General features: G+C 34.3%; 23 protein-coding genes. 2 read left to right on the top strand and 21 right to left on the bottom strand.

Annotated features, from left to right (window positions below; translation table 11 throughout):
* The 14 genes from LrDSM24759_RS03270 to mazE all read right to left on the bottom strand — a co-directional run.
* On the bottom strand, nucleotides 1-326 hold a 326-nt coding region (locus tag LrDSM24759_RS03270), incomplete at its 3' end, for a restriction endonuclease subunit S (RefSeq protein ID WP_194007993.1).
* Nucleotides 316-1,953 carry a type I restriction-modification system subunit M gene (locus LrDSM24759_RS03265; RefSeq protein WP_117118066.1) on the bottom strand — a complete coding sequence of 546 codons (1,638 nt, stop codon included), beginning with the start codon at nucleotides 1,951-1,953 and terminating at the stop codon, nucleotides 316-318. The genes LrDSM24759_RS03270 and LrDSM24759_RS03265, both read right to left, overlap by 11 nt.
* 15 nt (nucleotides 1,954-1,968) lie before the next feature.
* The gene (locus LrDSM24759_RS03260) at nucleotides 1,969-5,082 is read right to left on the bottom strand and encodes a type I restriction endonuclease subunit R (RefSeq protein ID WP_117118065.1); all 3,114 of its coding nucleotides are present in this window, start codon (nucleotides 5,080-5,082) and stop codon (nucleotides 1,969-1,971) included.
* Between the two features lie 125 nt (nucleotides 5,083-5,207).
* Nucleotides 5,208-6,071, bottom strand: coding sequence for an NAD(P)-dependent oxidoreductase (locus tag LrDSM24759_RS03255; RefSeq protein ID WP_117118064.1), 864 nt, complete (start codon nucleotides 6,069-6,071; stop codon nucleotides 5,208-5,210).
* Between the two features lie 128 nt (nucleotides 6,072-6,199).
* The gene (locus tag LrDSM24759_RS03250; RefSeq protein WP_117118063.1) at nucleotides 6,200-7,048 is read right to left on the bottom strand and encodes a DNA/RNA non-specific endonuclease; all 849 of its coding nucleotides are present in this window, start codon (nucleotides 7,046-7,048) and stop codon (nucleotides 6,200-6,202) included.
* Entirely contained in the window at nucleotides 7,048-7,560 is a 513-nt protein-coding gene (locus LrDSM24759_RS03245) for a sunset domain-containing protein (protein WP_245953331.1), read from the bottom strand. The genes LrDSM24759_RS03250 and LrDSM24759_RS03245 overlap by 1 nt, the downstream gene beginning before the upstream one ends.
* 60 nt (nucleotides 7,561-7,620) lie before the next feature.
* Nucleotides 7,621-7,896, bottom strand: coding sequence for an FMN-binding protein (locus LrDSM24759_RS03240; RefSeq protein ID WP_245953330.1), 276 nt, complete (start codon nucleotides 7,894-7,896; stop codon nucleotides 7,621-7,623).
* Nucleotides 7,897-7,973: 77 nt separating this feature from the next.
* Entirely contained in the window at nucleotides 7,974-9,752 is a 1,779-nt protein-coding gene (gene recQ / locus LrDSM24759_RS03235) for a DNA helicase RecQ (protein ID WP_117118062.1), read from the bottom strand.
* Nucleotides 9,753-9,915: 163 nt separating this feature from the next.
* On the bottom strand, nucleotides 9,916-10,254 hold the full coding sequence (locus tag LrDSM24759_RS03230; RefSeq protein ID WP_117118061.1) for a hypothetical protein: 339 nt from the start codon (nucleotides 10,252-10,254) through the stop codon (nucleotides 9,916-9,918).
* Between the two features lie 81 nt (nucleotides 10,255-10,335).
* Nucleotides 10,336-11,001 (bottom strand): DsbA family protein, encoded by a 666-nt coding sequence (locus LrDSM24759_RS03225; protein WP_157964233.1) that lies wholly within the window; start codon nucleotides 10,999-11,001, stop codon nucleotides 10,336-10,338.
* A 95-nt stretch (nucleotides 11,002-11,096) separates the two neighbouring features.
* On the bottom strand, nucleotides 11,097-11,693 hold the full coding sequence (locus LrDSM24759_RS03220; protein ID WP_117118059.1) for a DUF4767 domain-containing protein: 597 nt from the start codon (nucleotides 11,691-11,693) through the stop codon (nucleotides 11,097-11,099).
* Nucleotides 11,694-11,804: 111 nt separating this feature from the next.
* Nucleotides 11,805-12,290 (bottom strand): nitroreductase family protein, encoded by a 486-nt coding sequence (locus tag LrDSM24759_RS03215; RefSeq protein ID WP_117118058.1) that lies wholly within the window; start codon nucleotides 12,288-12,290, stop codon nucleotides 11,805-11,807.
* A 38-nt stretch (nucleotides 12,291-12,328) separates the two neighbouring features.
* Entirely contained in the window at nucleotides 12,329-12,715 is a 387-nt protein-coding gene (locus LrDSM24759_RS03210; RefSeq protein ID WP_157964232.1) for a type II toxin-antitoxin system PemK/MazF family toxin, read from the bottom strand.
* Nucleotides 12,681-12,905 carry a type II toxin-antitoxin system PemI/MazE family antitoxin gene (mazE, locus tag LrDSM24759_RS03205; protein ID WP_117118056.1) on the bottom strand — a complete coding sequence of 75 codons (225 nt, stop codon included), beginning with the start codon at nucleotides 12,903-12,905 and terminating at the stop codon, nucleotides 12,681-12,683. The genes LrDSM24759_RS03210 and mazE overlap by 35 nt, the downstream gene beginning before the upstream one ends.
* Nucleotides 12,906-13,053: 148 nt before the next feature.
* Between mazE and LrDSM24759_RS03200 the strand changes: the two genes are divergently transcribed.
* Complete coding sequence (locus tag LrDSM24759_RS03200) at nucleotides 13,054-14,649, top strand: Mbeg1-like protein (protein ID WP_117118072.1); 1,596 nt, start codon at nucleotides 13,054-13,056, stop codon at nucleotides 14,647-14,649.
* A 69-nt stretch (nucleotides 14,650-14,718) separates the two neighbouring features.
* Entirely contained in the window at nucleotides 14,719-15,039 is a 321-nt protein-coding gene (locus tag LrDSM24759_RS03195; protein WP_117118055.1) for a heavy metal-binding domain-containing protein, read from the top strand.
* A gap of 55 nt (nucleotides 15,040-15,094) precedes the next feature.
* Here LrDSM24759_RS03195 and LrDSM24759_RS03190 read toward each other — a convergent pair whose 3' ends face one another.
* The 7 genes from LrDSM24759_RS03190 to tuf all read right to left on the bottom strand — a co-directional run bounded on the left by LrDSM24759_RS03190 (nucleotide 15,095) and on the right by tuf (nucleotide 21,823).
* Entirely contained in the window at nucleotides 15,095-15,568 is a 474-nt protein-coding gene (locus tag LrDSM24759_RS03190; protein WP_117118054.1) for a low molecular weight protein-tyrosine-phosphatase, read from the bottom strand.
* Nucleotides 15,569-15,742: 174 nt separating this feature from the next.
* Complete coding sequence (locus LrDSM24759_RS03185; RefSeq protein WP_117118053.1) at nucleotides 15,743-16,501, bottom strand: hypothetical protein; 759 nt, start codon at nucleotides 16,499-16,501, stop codon at nucleotides 15,743-15,745.
* Nucleotides 16,502-16,518: 17 nt separating this feature from the next.
* Nucleotides 16,519-17,037 carry an SA1002 family membrane protein gene (locus tag LrDSM24759_RS03180; RefSeq protein WP_117118052.1) on the bottom strand — a complete coding sequence of 173 codons (519 nt, stop codon included), beginning with the start codon at nucleotides 17,035-17,037 and terminating at the stop codon, nucleotides 16,519-16,521.
* An 82-nt stretch (nucleotides 17,038-17,119) separates the two neighbouring features.
* Nucleotides 17,120-17,704 (bottom strand): ribosome biogenesis GTP-binding protein YihA/YsxC, encoded by a 585-nt coding sequence (gene yihA, locus LrDSM24759_RS03175; protein WP_117118051.1) that lies wholly within the window; start codon nucleotides 17,702-17,704, stop codon nucleotides 17,120-17,122.
* Nucleotides 17,701-18,975, bottom strand: coding sequence for an ATP-dependent Clp protease ATP-binding subunit ClpX (clpX, locus tag LrDSM24759_RS03170; protein ID WP_245953329.1), 1,275 nt, complete (start codon nucleotides 18,973-18,975; stop codon nucleotides 17,701-17,703). The genes yihA and clpX overlap by 4 nt, the downstream gene beginning before the upstream one ends.
* A gap of 122 nt (nucleotides 18,976-19,097) precedes the next feature.
* Nucleotides 19,098-20,486: a trigger factor gene (gene tig / locus LrDSM24759_RS03165; RefSeq protein WP_117118049.1), complete on the bottom strand. Its 1,389-nt coding sequence runs from the start codon at nucleotides 20,484-20,486 to the stop codon at nucleotides 19,098-19,100.
* A gap of 146 nt (nucleotides 20,487-20,632) precedes the next feature.
* Nucleotides 20,633-21,823, bottom strand: coding sequence for an elongation factor Tu (gene tuf / locus LrDSM24759_RS03160; RefSeq protein ID WP_117118048.1), 1,191 nt, complete (start codon nucleotides 21,821-21,823; stop codon nucleotides 20,633-20,635).
* Between the last annotated feature and the right edge of the window lie 155 nt (nucleotides 21,824-21,978).

Below are 21,978 nucleotides of genomic sequence, written 5' to 3'. Positions count from 1 at the left end.
GAATCTTGAAAATACGCCTTCTCTCCCCGATATTCAACTATTTTTCCAATACTTCCAGAAGCAGCAATAAGAAGATCACCTTTCTTAGGAAAAGGATAATTTTTCTTATATTCTTCAAAGAGTTCGTGAGAAATATAAGAATCTGCTTGTTTACCAAAAGTTCCAATTTTATAAAAGGGAATTTCTCCAATTGGTGTAGTTTGATGCTTAAAAATTCTTTTATTCATTGCAACTGACCCAAGATCACCTAACTTACCTTGCTGCCATGCATCAGTGTATCCCTTAAATCTCAGTTTTGGCGCTGTTTGCTCTTCTTTATTCTTCATGTAATTCTCCCTCAAGTACTTTTATTATCTCATTTAAGCCATCCATAATTTCATCATCTTCGGAGGTTAATTCCTTGAGCATCCCAACTAATTCTTTCTGATTCTTCTCAATTTCTGCATCGGTTTCTTTTAATTCAATAGCAACCTTTTTAAGATCAACCGGTGGTTCTGGAACAAATGTATCAACATAACGTGGAATATTTAGATTAAAATCATTTTCTTTAATTTCATCCATTGTTGCTACATGGGCATAACGTTTAACATCTTCACGCTTTTTATAAGTCTCAAGAATCTTATTAATATCTTCTTCTCTTAATTTATTTTGATTCTTTCCTTTTTCAAATCCTTTAGAAGCATCAATAAATAGAACATCTTTGTTTGTTTTGTTCTTACGTAAGACTAAAACAACGGTTGGGATCCCAGTAGAATAGAACAAACCTGCAGGTAATCCAATTACGGCATCAATTTGATTTTTCTTAAGCAAAGTTTCACGAATTTTACCTTCCTTTGCTCCTCTAAAAAGTACACCGTGTGGTAAAACAATCGCCATTGCTCCGTCATCTTTTAAGTGATACAAGCCATGTAGTAAGAAGGCATAATCTGCTTTAGTTTTTGGAGCTAAACCATAGTCCTTAAAACGTGGATCCTTTAACTTACGATCACTGTTATCCCAGCGTGCTGAATAGGGAGGGTTAGCAACTACTACATCAAATGATCTTGGACGATCGACTCCTTGAGCATCTAAACCATCAGGCCAATCTTGTTCTAAGGTGTCCGCATTCTTAAGTGTCATTCCATCATACTTAACTCCGTGCATCATCAGATTCATACGAGCTAAGTTATATGTAGTAGTATTTAACTCTTCTCCAAAATATAAAGGTTTATTGTCAAATTCATCTTTAAGAGTTAACAATAAAGATCCACTACCACAAGCAAAATCATAAACTGAAGGCTTCTTAAGATCTCGATCTAAGTTAGCTGTAGCTAGTTTTGCCAAGACTTGTGATACCTCATGCGGAGTATAGAATTCTCCAGCTTTTTTACCAGAATTTCCAGCAAATTCAGCAATCAAAAATTCGTAAATATCACCTAAAATATCATGACCATTTTCATCTTTATACTCAACTTGATCAACTAAACTAACTATATCAGTCAAAGCTTTTGCTCTAGCAGCTGTTGTATTTCCAAGACGTGAATTAGACAAATTCATATCACCAAATACTCCAGTAAAATCTTGTAAAGCATTAACGTTTAACTTCAAATTATTATCAAAGCTACTAAACATACTTTGGAAAGTATCAGGAGAGATAGTGCTATTATTAACTTCTTCCACAACAGTTTTCCAAGTATATTCAGGCGCAATTGCATATCCTAAAGACCCTGCAATATCTGCTAAATAATCTGAACGATACTCTCCGCTTGCTTCTTTCTTATAGGTTTCATTAATATCGTCAATATTATCAGCCAATTGTATTTCTTTTAGTAACCAATTTTCTTGGCGTTCGGACAAGTAACGATAAAACATGAATCCTAAAATATAATTTCTATATTCAGAAGCATCCATGTTACCTCGTAAACGATTAGCCATTTCCCAAATTTGACTAGTTACATCTTTTGCTTTACTCATAATCCTAAAGTTCTCCTAATATTTTTTGACAATATCATCGGCAAATTCTTGCAAATGATCTCTTAGTTGACGCCGATATTTAATCTTGTTCAATGCCTGTACTTCTTTATCTTCCGCGTCTGTCTGATATACTGCTGAAGCTTCACGGACAATATCATCCATTTCTCCAGAGAGGTTCAAATCATCTGCACCTTCTATGTGATTATAGATTACATTGTTAACTTCTTGACTTGAGGCAATATCAACTAAGCCCCATTTACGTTTGAAGGCTAAAATATCCTCACGCTCAGATTTATTAGAATATTTTTGTAATAACTCATCAACATCTTCTTGCTGAACTGGATATTCTTCACCTGTAACTTCATTAGCCAACACTTGATCTGCAAAATCGTTGATCTTATCAGCTTGCTTACGATCATCCATCCGAGCAGAAAGTTCCTTGATCTTCTGAGCCGTCTCTTTGGCCCCTTCTTCATCTTTTTCATGCTTTTGGTTCATTAATTTGGCAATCAATTGCTTCAAGTATGAATATGAAACACGTACTTCTTTTACATGTTCCATTTCTAGATCAATTGCAGAAAAATCAATATTCCTACGTTTTGCAATTGTCTTTTTAAGATCAATGGCAAGAGTAGTAGTTAAAACCTCTTCTTGCTTTTCTGAAATTCCAATTTCTTTCAAAAGAGTATTAGGATCTTTAGAATTATATTCATCGTCTTGTTTTGCCATAGCTATTAGATGATTATATTCACGTAAATCCTTTAGCATTTGATCTTGACGTTCCTTTTCAAGAGGTTGCGGAACTGTTGTAAACTCATCAGTTAAATCATTTAAAGAATTTACTACTTTAGTCAAATCTTTTTTAATATCGCTAAAAGTTGGTGCAATTACTCCTCCCTCATCATCATTCTTTTTATTTTCTCCAGTATCTGTTTGTTCATTCGCTGAATTACGATCCGCATATTTTGCTAAAGCTTGCTTCATATATTTCTCGTTTTGCATCGGCCAACGATAATTTACGATTCTACCAAAAGGTTTTGTTTGCATATTAAAGACACGATTTGTTCTTGAATAGGCCTGAATTAATGAAGCTCCCTTTAAGGTTCGATCGACATATAAAGTGTTTAACTGCGGAGCATCAAATCCAGTCAATAATTGATCAACGACAATCACAATATCAAAATATTTGCCATCATCAATTGAATGATTAAGACGAGCAACAACTTGATTAGTATATTCTTTAACATCTTTTGGTCCAAAGTTAGTGCCAAACTCTGCATTATAATCTTCTATTGCTTCATAGAGTGATTTATTATTCTCTAATTGCTTGTCATCATTACTCTTATCTTGACTAAAAGTAATTCCAATTCTTAATGGTTTATCCCGTAAAGAATTTTGTTTCTTAAATTCTCGATAGTACATCATTGCCATCGGTGTAGAAGCACGATTACCACCTACATGAGTGGTAAAGAGAGCATTAAATTCGCCATTACGTGAACGCTTATCCCAATTGGCTAAAATATCCTTAACAACTTTTTCGACATGCTTTTCATTATTGTCATAGACACTTGGTTCAATCATATCGTCCGTATCTTCCGGTTGGAGGTTGTTAATTCGATTTTTGATGTCATCATCGGTATAGTAAGGATAACGAGCTTTAAAATATGCTGGCAAATATTGCTCTTTTAATACTTCCTCACTTAACGTTGTTTCAAAATCAACCTTAAAACCTAAAGTATTACCATCCCTAATAGCATCAGAAATAGTATAGCTATGAATATTATTGCCAAAAATATCTTTCGTAGTTGGACTATTATCAAAATTAGGCGTTCCGGTGTAACCAACCCAAGCTGATCTTGGTAAAGCCTTCTTAATATTATTCAACATATCACCAGCAGTTGAACGGTGAGCCTCATCAACAATAAATAAAATATTCTTATCAGTTAAGGAACTAATATCCTTTTTATCTTTTACTAACGCTGACATTTTCTGTAGCGATGTAACAATGATGCCATTACGCTTAGATTTGAGTTTATTAGCCAAAACCCATCTGTTAGCTGCGTCAGTCACTACTCCGCCAATACCATTTTCATCTTTTTCGGGATCATAAGCACTATACTCTTCTACTGTTTGATTAGTAAGAGCAACTCTATCAACTAGAAAGACAACTTTATCTACATTTGGTAAATGAGAAGCCAGCCAAGCAGTCTTAAAAGAAGAGATTGTTTTTCCTGATCCGGTGGCATGCCAAACATATCCAATACCTTGATCATGGATATCAAAATTATGCTGTCCAACTTTTTCAATAATTGAACTAGCAGCATAAACTTGATACGGACGCATAACCTTAATGGCCTGATTCTTAGGAGTACCATCCAGAATCATGTAATTGGTTGCCATTTGGTGTGCCATTGGAATAGATAAGACATTAGAAGTAAATTCATTCCAATCCATCACTGGAGAATTATCATCTTTTCTTTGCCATCTGAAAGCAAAAGTTTTATTAAACTTTTCATGTGTGGTATTAGCCATATACTTAGCATCTTCAGGCGTCATCCCCACAAGAATCTGTAAAGTAGAAAAAATACCAGTATATTGTTTTTCATAAATATATTGTTGCATCTGATTTAAAGCTTCATCAGCATCATGATTAGAAGCTTTTTCTTCAATTTGAATAATTGGCAAACCATTAATAAGTAAAGTAGTATCAAAACGGCGATCTTGAAAACCAGGAATAACAGCTGGTCTTTGAATCTGATTTACCACTTGATATTTAGTATTACCTGCTCCTACTTGAGCTTGATCAAAAACAGTTAAATAAACATGTTCTCCAGAATCTAAATCAACTTCAATTTGAGAAACACCATTTAACCCATAAAGGAATTGTCCTGCCTCATATGGGGTCTTTAAATTTTCAATAATTTGTTTTACTTGATTAAATTCGGTCTTGGATAAAGGACGATCAAGCTTATCTTGATTATTATTTTCTAAGATACTTTTGAAATTATCCCACAAGTCAGCGGTAGTTTTAATATCAGGATGATATTCCCATTGCTTTACTCCACCCAAAGTGGATAGCTTGTTAATTAACTCATCTTCAAATTTCAGTTCACTAGTTTGAATGGCCAAAACATTTACTCCTCTATTATTTTCTAATAGTTCAATTATACAATAAAAAAACTATCACTTGATTGGAACGTAAGTTATCAAGACAATAAAAAATAGCTAGTATTAAACTAACTATTTTCATACCTCTATTTCCACCATAACTTAACCAAAGCTTGGGTTCCATCATTTCCTAAGCCTTTTTGATCTACCAAAATTTCATACAATTGTTTGGCTTCTTTTGTTACTGGTAAATCTAAATTCATCTTTTTGGCTTCTTCTAACGCAATTCGCAGATCTTTCAAGAAATGCTTAGCAAAAAATCCCGGTGTATAATCTTGCTTTAAAATTCTTGGTCCATAATTGCTCAAACTCCAGTTTTCACCCGCACCACTAGACACTGTTTCTATAACTTCATTTAAATCTAAACCTGCAGCTTTACCATAAACAAGCATTTCACTCATGCCTGTCATGGTTCCAGCAACCATAATTTGGTTAGCCATTTTCGCATGTTGTCCACTGCCAGCTGGGCCAAAATAATGTTGTTGACTACTAAACTGTTCTAATAATGGCCTAACTTTTTCAAAGTCCGTCTTTACTCCACCAATCATCATCGTCAAAGTTCCATTCTTTGCACCAATATCTCCACCTGAAACTGGTGCATCTAAAACATGCACATTCTTTTGTGCTGCATCGCTCGCTAATCTTTGCGCTAACGATGGCTTACTAGTTGTCATATCAATCAAAAGTTGACCAGACATCGCTGCATTTAAAATACCATCTTTACCATAATAAACTTGCTCTACATCCTGGGGAAATCCTACCATTGTCATTACTACATCATTATTCTTAGTTGCAACGGCTGGAGAATCAGCCCAAATAGCTCCAGCATCAATAACTTCTTGCGCATGTGCTTTAGTACGATTATAAACTGTCACTTCATTACCATTCTTCAACAAATTCTTGATGATACCAGTTCCCATAACACCAGTACCGATAAATCCAATTTTCATAAAATTTCCCCTTTTTTAAAAAATAAAACAATAATTTCAAAAGTTTGCGTAATATAATTTGGTCTATCTCTTAAATTCAAGTTACCTATCAAAAAACAAGATTTCTTATTACGGAAATCTTGTTTTCTTTAACCAACTTTACTTGTACCATCATTATAATTTAATGTGACACCTTTTTCGACATTGAAAATATAAACATTAAAGTGCACGGCGTTTGAATTGATAGATTGTCCTTCCATTTCTACCCCACGTGCCAGAAGTTCGTTTCCTCGAAAAATTGGCGTTACTCGATATCTTACATAGTGACTAGAACTAGCTTTTAAATAATCTGCTACTTGATCTTCGTAACGAACCATATCGGGGTCATTCAACTGACGTGTTCCCGTCATTAAATTTTTCCAATTATTATTTTGTCCGGTTAATTGATAACCAATTAAGTGAGAGCGATTGTACAACCAGCCACCAGCAATTCTCTTATTGTGCCAACCAGTAGGATTAATATTTAAGGCTTGTCTTTTACTTTTCGGCATCAAGGATTGATTTAATAAGGCATTAGCTGCACTAACACGGTTTAAGTTATCTAGATTCCCATATTCTTGCCAAGCACCCTGATTAGTTGATAAATCACTATTGGAAAACGATGGATCATTATTATTGACGGTAATCACATCTTGCCCAGAATAATTTAGTTGGGCCAATTTATTAGCTGCAACAGATTCAACTGAATGAGCACCAGAATATTTTTTTAACTCTTGTCGAACCTGAGCAATCTTCTGATCTAAATCTTGAATATCCTCTTCAGTATCTTTATTTTTCTGTTCTAACTTTTTAGCCTTGTGTTCGGGGCGGTAGTCATACTTTACTATTTGCTTAACTTTAGCAACTACTTCAGTCTGCATAGAAGAATTCAGAGTAACACCAGCACTGCCTAATAGTAATAAACAACTAGTAAGAAAAATTCGAATCTTTTTATTCATTATCTTAATGCCTTTCTATAACCAGCTGCAATTGCTTCTTGTTCACTATCAAAATAGACAGCATTTTTTGAACTCATATTATAACCAGCTTGGCCAGGTACGTGATAAATATGAGAACGTGAATTTCCCACAATTTGACCAGTAGCTGCTGTATTCAAATCCCCTTTATTAGATGAAGGAGCAGTATTACTTTGTTCTTGCGCAACTGATTGCTGTTTCTGTTGCTTATTTTCTTCTTGTTTTTGTTGCTCTTTTTCTTTCTTTTCTTGATCTTTTTGCTCAGTCAATTGATCTTGAAGTTTTTGATATTCTTTTTCTTTATCTTTCTTTTCTCGATCCAATGTATCCCTTTTTGATTGAGCCTGGGCTAATCTTTTAACACCTACTTTTTTAATTTTTACATTTTGCTGTTGAGTAGTTGTTGTTTCAGAACCACATGCAGTTAAAGCAATGGGCAATCCTACAAGCATCAACAAACTTGGTAAAATATGTTTTATTTTCTTACTTTTCACTCATCTTCTCCTCGTTTTACAAATTAAAAGCGAAACTAGATATCTAGTTTCGCTTTTGTCTTACTTTTTAGCTTGATTCAATGCTTCTTTTGTTGCTTCAATCACAGCCTTAGAAGTAGTAGTGGCACCAGTAATGGCGTCAACATCTGGAGATTGCTTAGCTAAAATTTCATCTTTTAAATGTGGACCAGCCATTTTACCAAACATGATGCTCTCACCAGAAACATCAACATTCATATCTTTAATAGCTGTCTCATCAACAGTAAGATCTACTTTAATTTCTCCTGACATACCTTTTGCAGTAGCAGAGTATGAACCTGGGTTGTACTTAATCAATTTTTCTCTTCACTTTCTATAAATAAGTATATATTGAGTGTATCACTAATTTTAATAATGAAAAAGGACAAATTTAATTATTTGTTAATCACCGCTAACATTTCTTTGCCAAAGCGGCGCATTTTTGTTTTTCCAATTCCATTAATAGTCAACATCTCAGCCTCATTTTTAGGTTTTAATTGTGCCATTGTTTTTAAAGTAGCATCAGAAAAAATCATAAAGGCAGGCACTCCCTCTTTACGCGCCAATTCCCATCGTTTCGAACGTAAGGCCGCAAACAAATCGAGATTTTCGATACTTTGCGTTCTGGAAGAGTTTTTAGCACTATAAGCACGTTGCTTTAGTTCACGACGTTGAACTTTTCTTTTATCATCAAGAACATCCCATCCCTTATTGGTTACGTGCAAAATCGGATATGGATTTCCAACAGATTCTAGGAATTCATTGGCTATCAAATAATTAATCAAATCACTGGCATACTTTTGGGAAGTTTTTAAACTACCAAAATGAGCTAATTCGTTTGCACCTATTTCACGCATCCGTTCCATCGTCGAACCGGTCACTGCTTGGACAATGACGCTTTTGCCAAAACGACCATCTAATTCATAAATCATTTGGATAATCTTTTGGGCATCCGCAGTAACATCAATTAATTTTCCACGTAACTTACAATTAGAACATTTGCCACATGGATCACAAGTTTGACCAAAATAACGGACAATATATTGTTGTAAACATTGATCAGTATGGGCATAAGCAGATATAATATTTAACTTTTTATATTGTCTTTTTTTATATTCCTTATCAGCATCCGACTCATCAATGAACCAACGGTACTGGCGCATATCACCTGGATGATAAAGAAAGATTGCTTCACATTCATCCCCATCTCTTCCGGCTCTCCCAGCTTCTTGATAGTAAGCCTCAATATTTTTAGCCGAATTAGCATGAATGACAAAACGAACATTACTTTTATCAATTCCCATCCCAAATGCATTAGTGGCCACAATTACTTGCAACCGATCAAAAAGAAAATCATCTTGAACCTGACTTCTTTTTTCACTAGTCATTCCTCCATGATAGCCAGCAACGTTAATACCATGATCTGCCAAATATTCATTAATTTCTTCCACATGCTTACGTGTATTGGTATAAACAATTCCGGCTTGGTCTGGATGTTGTTCGATATAACGTAAAATATAACGATTGCTATCACGCACACCATTTTCAACCGTAAAGGCTAAATTCGGTCGTGCAAAAGAAGTAATGACATAATTACTGCTAGGAATTTCCAACTGGTCGCCAATATCATTTTGAACAGCTGGTGTTGCTGTAGCAGTTAAAGCTAAAATATTGGGTTTACTTTTTAAAGATTTAATTCCCGCAAGAATTTGTCGATAGGCCGGCCGAAAGTCATGTCCCCATTGAGAAATACAATGGGCCTCATCAACTGCTACTAATTTAATATTAAGAAAATTTAATTGATAGCGAAAATAATCCATGGCCAAACGTTCAGGAGTAATATAAAGTAGTTTAATTTTACCTTCGTAAGCCTGACGTAAAATTGGATTAACTTCACTTTGAGGAGTTGTGGAATTAAGAGCAGCTGCAGCTATTCCATTTTGACGTAAAGTATCAATTTGATCTTTCATTAAAGAGATAAGTGGTGAAATTACTAATGTTACTCCGTCCATGACTAAGGCAGGAATCTGATAACATAGTGATTTTCCCCCTCCAGTTGGCATAATGGCCAAAGCATTTTTACCAGAGAGAGCCAAATTAATTATTTTTTCTTGTCCAGGACGAAAAGAATCATAGCCAAAAGTATCTTTTAATACAGTTTTCGGGTTACGCACTTTTTTCCTCCTGTTCTAATCTAAATACATACCTGCTTATTCTACTCTTTTTTAAGCCAACAAAAAACCACCTCTTTTGAGATGGTTTTAAATAGTTAATTTAAGTGTGCTTTGTTTAAAATATTAAATTGTTAAAATTAAAATTGGTTTAACAAGCCGACTTTTATTGTTCAGCTTCTTCGATTAATTCTTTCAAAGTACTGTAAGTGCAATCCTTACCGTATTTATTTTCTAATGATTCAAGAATGTAACCATTGTCCTTGTTACGGTGAATCATTTCACGAGCATCAGCAATGATTTGTTCCTTTAAATCATCAGAAACCTTAATATTACCATCTTCATCAACTTCTGCTAAAGTAGTATCACTTGCATCAGTATCTGAAGCGTCACCATTTTCAGCTTCATTTAAGTGCTTTTGCTTCAAGTAATATGCAGTTGCAGCTGCAGCAATTCCACCTAAACCAGCAATTAATCCAACTCTACCTAATACTCTTTTACTCATAATTATTACCTCGATTTCATATATTAACTTTACACTTATATTGTAGGTCCCATAGGGAAAAATTACTAATAAAACGCTCTCTTATTTTATAAGATAATCATCTACAAATTCTCCTGCTTTAGGATCTAAGGCACGGGCATAAGCCTGACGTGGTTGTAAGCCTTCAAGTACTTTTTGATTAATAATAATTACTGGTACATGGTAACTGCCCAAGTCCCTAAAACTAGCTTCTTGGTTTAAAACATCTTCTCGATAAGCTGAAGTTGTTAAGACTTCTTGAGCTGCTGCAACATCAAAACCAAGTTTCTTTACAATATCTAGCAAAACTTGGTGATCACTTATATTCTTATTTTCCGCAAATTCTGCCTTAAAAATACCATCAACCAAAGCTTCGGTTTTAGCATTATCATGCTCCACACTTTGGATCCAAGCAACTAATCGATGTGCTGCTAAGGTATTAGTAGCATAAGCATAACCTGCTTCGACGGAAATTCCCTCTGCTTGTCCTTGCTTTTTCCATCTTTCAAAATATTGTTGTGCTTTTGCTAGAGTAATATCTTTAGCAAGAGCAAGTTTTGCTGCATTTGTTTCTACTGCCTCAGTTGATGCATTGGGATTGATCTGAAAAGCTCTTACTTGATAATTCACTTTATCATTTAACTTTAATGCTTTAATTACATGCTGCAACCTTACTTGTGCCACATATGATGCTGGTGAGGTAAAGTCTGACCAAACAATAATATTCACATTTATCACCTCTCACTTTAAGTCTAGTTTTCCCAGAGATTTCTTGCAATAAATTAGACTTGCAAAATAAAAAAGATAATCAAACTGATTATCTTTTAAACTTGAGGTGTAGCCATAATTTGTGTAAAGTTATTATTTAATTCTTTATCATTACTTCTAACTAAATTAATAGTCTTTCCTACCTTAGTCGTATCCATCAAAATAATTGGTTTATTGTCATGTAAGCAAAATAAATAAGTTTCATGGCTGCCATTAGTGCCATCATGATTATAAATTGACATTACATCATAATCATATTTATGTTCACCTTGTGGACTCCAGCCAATAGAAATTTTCTTACCTTCAAAATAAAAATTATCTTTTTTAAAGGTTTCAGGATACAGACGTGCATTAGCTAATTTAAGGTCATGTTGACCATCATACTTAGTTAATTTGATCTTTTTTTCCTGGGCATATTTTTGCATGGCTTGATTTAAGCTGGTATCCCGCTTTTTATCCCATTTGGTCGTTTGTGGCTGTTGCTCACTGGCAGATTGTGAACTCGATTTTTTACTAGTTGAGTGCTTTACTTGTGAACTAGAACTTTTGTTAATTTCTAAGCTCTTGCCATCTTGAGAAACATGCAAGCTGCAACCACTAGTAATTCCGGCTAAAGATAAAGTTAATGCACCAATTAAATAAATTTTTTTCATTTTAAACACCTAATATTAATCTTTCCTCTTTATCCTACCATTATTTTTAAATTTTTGTAGAAAAAAAGAAAGTAAGTAATCCTTACTTTCTTACTCAATTATCGTTCGATATTATCTTCTCGTAACCTTATAACGACCACTACGATCAGTTTCCGCTTTTAATTCTTCTTCAGGATGACCAATAGCTATAATTACGCTCGCTTCAAATCCATGATCAATTCCAATATGAGACATCACTTCAGGATTTTTGTTTAATTCCATTGAAGAAATTGTATAAGTAGATCCTAAATCTAGTGAAGCAGCTTCAATCATTACATTTTGGGCAGCGACAGATGCATTTCTTTCACCCATCGGATCATCTTTCTTCGTTGCAATAACAAAAAGTACTGGAGCATTATGACCATGTCCATGAATTGCATTTTCAACTTCATCAAGATATTTTGGTTTTTGAACAACTACCGCTTGCATGTTTTCAAATTTTCCCATTGCTGCAGGTGAAGCATGAAACGCCTTAATTAGTTTTTCAATGTCTGCTTCACTTACTGCTTCATGACTAAATTTTCTGACTGAAACACGTTTTAATACTGGATCTGACATAATTACCTCTCCTTTTATTCACTTTCAATTACATTTTATTAGTAATCAATCATTAATGCCAATGAAAGCAATTGGTGCACAAACGTAAAATCGGAAGCCGACATTCTTTCGCCAGTTTTATCAATGATTCGTTTTTGGTCAAAACTATGGATTTGTGAGCAATTTACACGACCATGAACAGTATCATAATCGACTAGTTTAAAGTAAATCGGAGCGTCCGATCCATGAGAAGTAATAGGGCAAACAATCACATAATTGCCTGCTGAATTATAAGCATCTGTTGAAACAATTACCGCGGGATGTTTACCACGCATCTCATTTCCTTCTGAAGGAGAAAAATTCAACCAGACAAAATCTCCCTGGTGGTAATTATTTTCTCTTTTTTCTATTTTAGTCTTCCCACTCTTGAGTTGCCCTTTGTTCAAAATAATCACCTTCTGGATCACTCATATTTACTTTTCCATGTGTATAAGGGTTTTCAAGTTTTGGCGTTAAGATCAAAGCACCATTATGAGTTTTAGTAATTAAAAAAGCTTGATCGACTTCTACGTTTAAACTCTTAGGCAAAATAATTGAAACAGAATTACCCACTTTTCTACTTCTAATTTCTATCATTAACGTTCCCCTTCCTATCTTTTATTTATAATTATACATGTAAAACTAAAAATTGTATAAATATTACTCACATTTTAGCTAAATTCGTGTGCTCAAGGCTTACAAGCGGTAGAATAAAGATGATAGAAAAATGGAAAGTCGTGTAATTATGGACAATAACAATATTCTTTCTTACATAACTTGGCGTGGTGATCTAGACTTCTCAGCTCGTAGTTTATCTGCAGTAGATGCACTAGTATTAGCATGTTTTTCATACCTTGATTTAGAAAATGTTGTTTCTGCTGGTAATGAAACAATTACTGTTAAAGAAGCAGCAAAAAAATATTTTAGTGTACCCCATCCCCCTTATAACGGTTCACGTTATGAACCTTTACTTAAATTGATGGCCAAATCATCACGTTTTAGTGCGGCTAAATTATCTAATTATGTCTTCGCCTTAACTGATCAAACACAGTTCTGTGCTCTTAAAATTCAATTAGATGATGGTACCAATTTTATTTCTTTTCGGGGAACAGATGATACGATTGTTGGTTGGCGGGAAGACTTTGAAATATCCTTCAAAACAACGCCAGCTCAGGAGGCAGCTTCCACTTATCTCAAAGAATTACTGAAAGATAATCAAGCTGTTTATAGTTTATGTGGTCACTCTAAAGGTGGGAATTTAGCCGAATATGCTCTTTATTCTTTACCAAACAATGAACGCAATCGAATTAGTGCAGTTTATACTTTTGATAGTCCCGGTTTAATCAAGCGCGTAGAGAAAAATAATCCTAAAATTCATCGTTTTGTCCCTGAATTTAGTATTGTTGGTCGTCTTTTTGAGCCTGATGAAGGCAGTGATGCCATAATTGTTGAATCTGATCGTAAAAAATTCGCCCAACACGATCCTTTAAGTTGGCAAGTAGAGGGATCAAAATTCGTTACCAAAACTCACCGTAATGGGGAATCAAAATTATACAATGATATGATCAATCAATGGATTGAAGAAGCTTCACCTGAAGAAAGAGAATCATTAACTAATGATCTTTTTGATGCGTTTGCGGCCAGTGGCTCCGATAAAATTACGGAACTTGGTAAAAATGGCTTTGGCAGTTTTGGCGCAATTCTATTATCTTTAACTACTTCTTCACGTCGCACACGATTTGTTTTAGGTAGTCTTTTTCAAACTATTTGGGAAAGAATCAGAAGTCTCCACCTTGAAAGGCTTTTTATCACACGAGACTCCATTATTGGCTGGTCTTGTATGTTAATCGGAATTATTGCTCTTTTGGTCCCCCACTATGCCTTTAGAGCCTTTGGATTTTTAGCTGCAATAACTGGACTTGGATGGAGTAGTTTTAAAATTATTAAAACTGCAAATCAAAAACTTAATCATCGGTCTAAACGATTTTTCATTATTACTTATTTAATTGTGTTCGCTTGTTGTATGGGAATTATCTCTAACAGCACCTGGTTAGCCTTCTTAGCACACTTTGTGGTTGGAATCTTTTTAATTGGCTTTGCCTATGTTCGACTGCGAGCCGTAATTTTTAGACGTATTGATGGTGTATTACGCAATTTAATCGATATAATTGAAGCAATTTTAGCTTTTGTGGTGGGAATTTTAATCATGATTAGACCAAAAAGTTTAAGTAAGCAGGCTATTATTGCATTAGGAATTTTTCTTATTGTTTATGGCCTCTTCAAATTAATTATGGATCTCTTCAAGCAAAGAAAAATTCGTTTTCCTAAAGCCCATAAATAATTATTACCTCTTTTAATTAGACTTGTAATTAAGGTATAATTACAGCAACTAATTTTAGGAGGTTTTTTCATGGAAAAAATTTTAGTTACTACTACTGAAAACATTCCAGGTAAAAAATATGAAATTATTGGTGAAGTTTTCGGCGTTACAACCCAATCACGAAATGCTGTTTCTGACTTTGGCGCTGGTTTAAAAAGTATCGTCGGTGGTGAAATAAAAGGATATACAAAAATGTTGACCACTTCACGTATTGATGCAATTGAGCGCTTACGTCAAGCCGCTCTTGATGTTGGTGCAGACGCGATTGTAATGATGCGCTTTGATTCTGGATCCATTGCGAGAGATATGCAATCTGTTGTAGCATATGGTACAGCAGTTAAATTTATTTAAAACTAATCTAATAAAAATAAAAATCACTTCAAATTGAAGTGATTTTTTTATTTGGTTATTCTTTATTTTCAATTTTATTAAAGAGTGCTTCACACCCTCTTTTTATATCTTGAAAGGCCGTTTCAAAATCTCCAGTGTACCAAGGGTCATCTACATCAAACATCGAATCTGCATAAAACAAAAGTTTCTTTTCCTTTAATTCAGGATCTCCACCAGAGATTCGATTCATATCATATAAATTTTCCTGATCCATCCCCACAAGGTAATCATACTTTTGGTAGTCTGCCTTCGTCATTTGACGGGCAAAATGAGTATTGAAAGGAATCTGATGTTTATTTAAAATTCTTTGAGCCCGACTATCAATTGGATGTCCTTGTCCATTCCCACTAATCTCATCCCTAGTTGTTGCTGCAGAATCAATTTCATATTGATCACTCAGATTATTTTTATTAACAATATCTTGCATGATAAATTGAGCCATTGGTGAACGGCATATGTTGCCATGACATACAAATAAGATTTTTTTCATGTTATCCTCTACACTTTTCTAAATTCTATTATTTATTAATTTTAAAATTATACTACTTACATTAAATAAGGCATTTACCAATATAACATGTTTTTACTAAATGTTACTAATTTAAAAGTTTATTTTAAAAAAATCTAAAAAAGGCACTGCATCAACAGTGTCTTTTTAAACTCATTAATTAGCGGCATGTTTACCGGAATAAGTCTTTTGGCTCTTTTTATTTTGAGCATGCTTTTTGAGAGTGGCTGCCCAAAACCAAACGATAGTAATAATAATTGCAATAACAATACTAGTATTAAACCCATTTGCCATTGTAACAGTAATTCCTTGATAAATTTCACTTTGTAACTGTGTTTGAAGTTGTCCTGTAACAAAAGCTATTAGAGCATAACCACCAAGAGAAGCAAGCAAAAATGGATAGATGCCAAATCTTTTACCAAATAAGACCAAAATCATCCCAATAACATAGAGAGCAATAATTACATAAAAAATCATTTTATAGTAAGAAATTGCTTGGTTAATATCATCCTGATTCTGTTCTAAAGCAGAATTAATGTATTTTGTGACTAAATCACTGACTGTTTTTTGACTATCGGTCGCATTGGGCATATTTAATTCAGAAGCTGATATCTTCCCTTCTTTTTGATAAGAACTTGTCAGATCATAAAGCTCTAAATATGATGTTTTTACCTGCAATTTTTTGGGCAATTGATCAAAAATTTGATCTTCAATACCTAACGCATTTAAAATACTCCAACTATTTTTAGCTAACCCACCAACACCATAATTACTGGCGGTTTTATTAATCGCTTCTTTTACCAAACCTTTTGTAGAGACCTGCATTGAAATTGTGGAAGAAAGGGTTAAACTCATTGTAAAAATCATACCAATTATTACTGCAATTCTTACCAGCCATGAAATAATTTTATTCATTTTCTTATCCTTTCTTTCTAAATTGCATGAATATGCTTTTTAAACAAAACTACACCAATCCAAGCTGACATAAACGAAGGTAAAATAATCACCGCTAATAAATTTGGATCTAAAATATTTCCTACTTTAATGTATTTAACCCAGTGGCTTACCTTATCGATATTCGCAAAGACTGCTTGATAAACGGTAAAATAAATCAATGTCCATTGAATATAATATTCAATAATTGTTAAGATGGTGACCTCAAAAGGAAAAACTTTATTCCAAACTCTTAATCCCAAATAAAGAAATTCACCAGCAATTACAATCATTATTGCCACTAAAATAAATAAATTACCTAGCTTTAGCCCCTTATCAATATGCATCGATAGAAACGCAATATACAATAGGGCAATAAATATTAATAATGACATAATTAGCATTAAGGCAAATAAAACTAGAGCTTTAATAAATTCAAAATGTCCTTTTTCTTTAAAAATAATAAATATTAGCGGAATTATCAGTATACCAAGAAAAATTGGCCAAATTTGTGTCATGTTTATCTCCTTTTTAACTCTTTATATTATATAAGTCTTTCAGGCGAAAATAAAAGAGAATAGTATAAACTATTCTCTTTCATTACATATTTGCTTCAATCCAATCCCAAAATTTATCAACATTTAGTTTAGTTACACTTGAAAAAGGCAAAAATGAAACTTGTTCATGATTCAAATCTAAACTTTTTCCAATTTTTTGCTCAATTTGACTTGCTTCCATTTTCTTGAGTTTGTCCATCTTTGTAGCTACTACTAAAATTGGAATATCTAACATCAGAGCATAATTATACATATTAATATCATCATTTGTTGGATCATGACGTGCATCAACTAAGAGGACTAATCCTTTTAAATCAGCCCTAGTTTCTAAGTAGTCTTGAATCATTTCTCCAAATTTAGCTCTTTGTTTTTTGGAAACTTTTGCATAACCATAGCCGGGGACATCTACTAAATATAAATCTTCATTAATTAAATAAAAATTCAAAGTCTGAGTTTTTCCCGGTTGTTGAGATGTTCTTGCTAATTTCTTACGATTAACTATCGTATTAATCAAACTCGACTTTCCCACATTAGAACGTCCAGCTAAAGCAAATTCTGGCAAATCATCTTTAGGATATTGCTTTTCACCAACAGCACTAATAATAAAATCACTTGATTTTATTTTCATTTTTTAACCTTCTCTGCTACTTCATCTTCAGTTTTATCCTGCTTTTTATAAGTAATACGAGGTTGTGCATGTTTGGTAATGACATCTTTAGTCACTTGAACACTTTCAATATCATCTTCACTTGGCGTGCGATACATAACATCCATTAGCGCATTTTCAATAATCGAACGCAAACCTCTGGCCCCCATATGACGATTGATAGCCAATTCAGCAATTGCTTGTAAAGCACCATCAGTAAATGTTAATTCAACATCATCAAGTGAGAATAGCTTTTGATATTGTTTAACTAAAGCATTCTTAGGCTCAGTTAAAATACGAATTAAATCTTTATCTTCTAATCCATCCAAAGTACTAATAATCGGAATACGACCAATAAATTCAGGAATTAAGCCAAATTTGACTAAATCTCCTGTAGTTAAGTATTTTTGCCAATTATCAGCGTCTTTAGTATTAACATCATTCTCTGCGCCAAAACCGATAGTTTTTTCACCTAAACGGTTTTTAACAATATTTTGAATACCATCAAAAGCACCACCAACAATGAATAATATATTGCTGGTATCAATATGAAGCATTTGTTGTTGAGGATGTTTACGTCCACCTTGAGGTGGAACTGATGCCATTGTACCTTCAAGAATTTTCAAGAGAGATTGTTGCACACCTTCTCCTGAAACGTCTCGTGTAATAGACATATTTTCAGCCTTTTTAGAGATTTTATCTATTTCATCAATATAGATAATTCCCTTTTGTGCTCGTTCAATGTCATAATCAGCATTTTGAATTAACTTTAACAAAATGTTTTCAACATCATCACCAACGTAACCAGCTTCTGTTAAAGTAGTTGCATCAGCGATTGCAAAAGGTACATTCAAGATTTTTGCAAGTGTTTGAGCAAGATATGTTTTACCGGATCCAGTAGGTCCAATTAAAGCAATATTGGACTTTTGTAATTCAGTTCCTTCTTGCTCAACTTCCATTTGATTAATACGTTTATAGTGATTATAAACTGCAACAGATAATACCTTTTTGGCGCGGTCTTGCCCAATAACATATTCATCAAGTTGCTTCTTAATCTCCATAGGCTTAGGTAATTCCTTGCTTTCTTTCAAAGAATCAGCCTTTAATTCATCATCAACTATGCGTTTGGAAAGTTCAATACATTCATTACAGATATAAACTCCATTACCTGCAACAATTTTTTTAACTTGAGATTGTGATTTACCACAAAAAGAACATTTAATTTCTTCTGTATCTTGAGTATCAGTAGGCAAATTAAAAACCTCCTTATAAATAGTAAGCATAGTAACTTTATCATGTACGCGAAATTACGTAAAGAATTTTGTTTCAAAAAAAGAAGCGGCTTCGAGCCGCTCCTTTTCTCTTCTTATTCTAATTAGTCTTTGTCAGATTTTTTAGTTGAAGATTTCTTAGTAGTCTTCTTTTCAGTTGACTTCTTAGTAGTTGACTTCTTAGCAGTTGATTTCTTGGTAGATGACTTTTTAGCTACTTCTTTTGCCTTATCAGTAATTAAATCGATAGCCTTTCTTACAGCAATGTCATGCTTAAGCATATCATCAGATAAAGTGTTACGTACAACCTTTTCATCCATGTTGTATTCTTTTGCTAAGTCCTTGATTTCTTGATCAATTTCTTTGGCAGTTGCATCAAGTTTTTCTGCTTTAACAATTGCTTCTAAAACAAGGTTAGTCTTAACACGTTCTTCTGCATCCTTAGCAATTTGTTCACGAAGTTGTGCTTCAGTAGTACCAGTTAACTTGAAGTAAGTTTGTGGATCGATACCTTGACGTTGCATATTGCCTAAGTATTGGTTCATTTGATTTTGAACATCTTCATCGATCATTGCTTGAGGAATTTCATCGATAGTAGCATTCTTAACAGCACCAGTAATTGCGGCATCTTGAATTGCTGCCTTAGCTGCATCTTCCTTTTGCTTCTTCAAATCAGCCTTAATCTTGTCTTTTAATTCATCAAGAGATTCTACTGAATCATCAATATCTTTAGCAAACTCATCATCTAATTTAGGTAATTCTTTAGATTTAACTTCATGAATCTTAGTAGCAAAGTGAGCTTCTTTACCAGCTAAATCCTTTGCACCATAATCTTCTGGGAAAGTAACCTTAACATCAACATCATCGCCAGCCTTGTGACCTTCTAATTGATCTTCAAAGCCAGGAATAAAGGTGTTTGAACCAAGTTCAAGAGAGTAGTTTTGTGCGCTACCGCCATCAAACTTCTTACCATCGATAGTACCTTCGTAATCAATAGTAACGGTATCACCCTTCTTAGATTTACCATCCTTTAAAACTAATTCCGCATTTTGTTCTTGACGCTTCTTAAGTTCAGCGTCAACATCTTTTACTAAAACGCGTTTACTTTGCTTAGGTACTTCGATACCCTTGTAATCACCTAATTTAACTTCAGGTTGTACAGAAACAGTTGCTTTCATTACCCAAGGCTTATCTTTATCCATTGAAACTGGAGTGATTTGTGGTTGACCTACAGGATCAATACCAGCTTCCTTAACAGCTTCTGTATAAGCTTCTGGTAAAGCAATATTTAATGCATCTTCGTAAAGTGCTTCTTCACCATAAAATTGGTCAAAAATCACACGAGATACGTGACCCTTACGGAATCCAGGAACACGTAAATTCTTCTTTACACGGTTAAATGCTTGATCTAAAGCTTTTTTTACTTGTTCTTGTGAAATTTCAAAAGTTAATTCACCGGTGGTTTTACCGGTCTTTTCCCATTTTACAGACATTAATTAATACCTCCGATGTCAAATTTGGGTTTGCTATTGCACACTTAATTATATTACCCCAAACCGGCCTTAAACACAAATGTAGCAGCTAATTTTATTTTGCATAAAAAAAAGATGCGCAAAGCGCATCTTTTAAATTATTGGAATTAGTCAAGAATTTCAGTAACTTGACCAGCACCAACAGTCTTACCACCTTCACGGATAGTGAACTTAGTACCCTTTTCAATGGCAACTGGCTTAATTAATTCAACAGTGAATTCAACATTATCACCAGGCATAACCATTTCAGTACCTTCTGGTAATTCAATCTTACCAGTAACATCAGTAGTGTGGAAGTAGAATTGTGGACGGTAATCTGAGAAGAATGGAGTGTGACGACCACCTTCATCCTTGTTCAAGATATAAACTTGGCCCTTAAACTTCTTATGAGTCTTAATTGAACCAGGAGCAGCTAAAACTTGTCCACGTTCAATTTGATCACGGTCAATACCACGAAGTAATACACCAACGTTATCGCCGGCTTCACCAAGGTCAAGAGTCTTGTGGAACATTTCCAAACCAGTAACAGTTGATTTTTCAATGTCATCCTTTAAACCAACGATTTCAACTTCATCGCCGACTTTAACAGTACCACGGTCGATACGACCTGAAGCAACAGTACCACGACCAGTGATAGTAAATACGTCTTCAACTGGCATTAAGAATGGCTTATCAGTATCACGTTCTGGAGTTGGGATGTATTCATCAACAGTGTCCATTAACTTCATGATAACTTTTTCTTGTTCTGGATCGCCTTCAAGTGCCTTCAATGCTGAGCCACGGATAACTGGTACATCATCACCAGGGTAATCGTATTCAGTTAATAAGTCACGAACTTCCATTTCAACTAAGTCGATTAATTCTGGATCATCAACTAAGTCAACCTTGTTTAAGAATACAACGATGTATTCAACACCAACTTGACGAGCAAGTAAGATGTGTTCACGAGTTTGTGGCATAGGACCATCAGTTGCAGCAACAACTAAGATGGCACCATCCATTTGTGCAGCACCGGTAATCATGTTCTTGATGTAGTCGGCGTGTCCTGGAGCATCCATGTGAGCGTAGTGACGCTTAGCAGTTTCGTATTCAACGTGGGCAGTGTTAATAGTGATACCACGTTCTTTTTCTTCTGGAGCTGCGTCGATTTGTGAGTAATCTTCTGCTTGTGCTAAACCTTCTTTAGCTAAAACAGTAGTAATAGCTGCAGTTAAAGTGGTCTTACCATGGTCAACGTGGCCGATAGTACCAATGTTAACGTGCGGCTTGGTTCTTTCGTAATGTTCTTTTTCTGCCATTAAAATGACCCTCCTGTAAATTTGCAAGAAGTCCGTTGAGTAATAACGGATAATTCTCTGTTGATTATTATACTACTTTCAAAGGTAAAAGCATAGTCAAAATTGCTTTCTGCCCCTTTGAAAATATCCTTAGTTGATTATACTAGATCTAGAAA

Source organism: Lactobacillus rodentium, assembly GCF_003423665.1.
Classification (GTDB): domain Bacteria; phylum Bacillota; class Bacilli; order Lactobacillales; family Lactobacillaceae; genus Lactobacillus; species Lactobacillus rodentium.
Note: the sequence above shows the minus strand (reverse complement) of the source record. Positions and strands in the feature narration are given on the sequence as shown.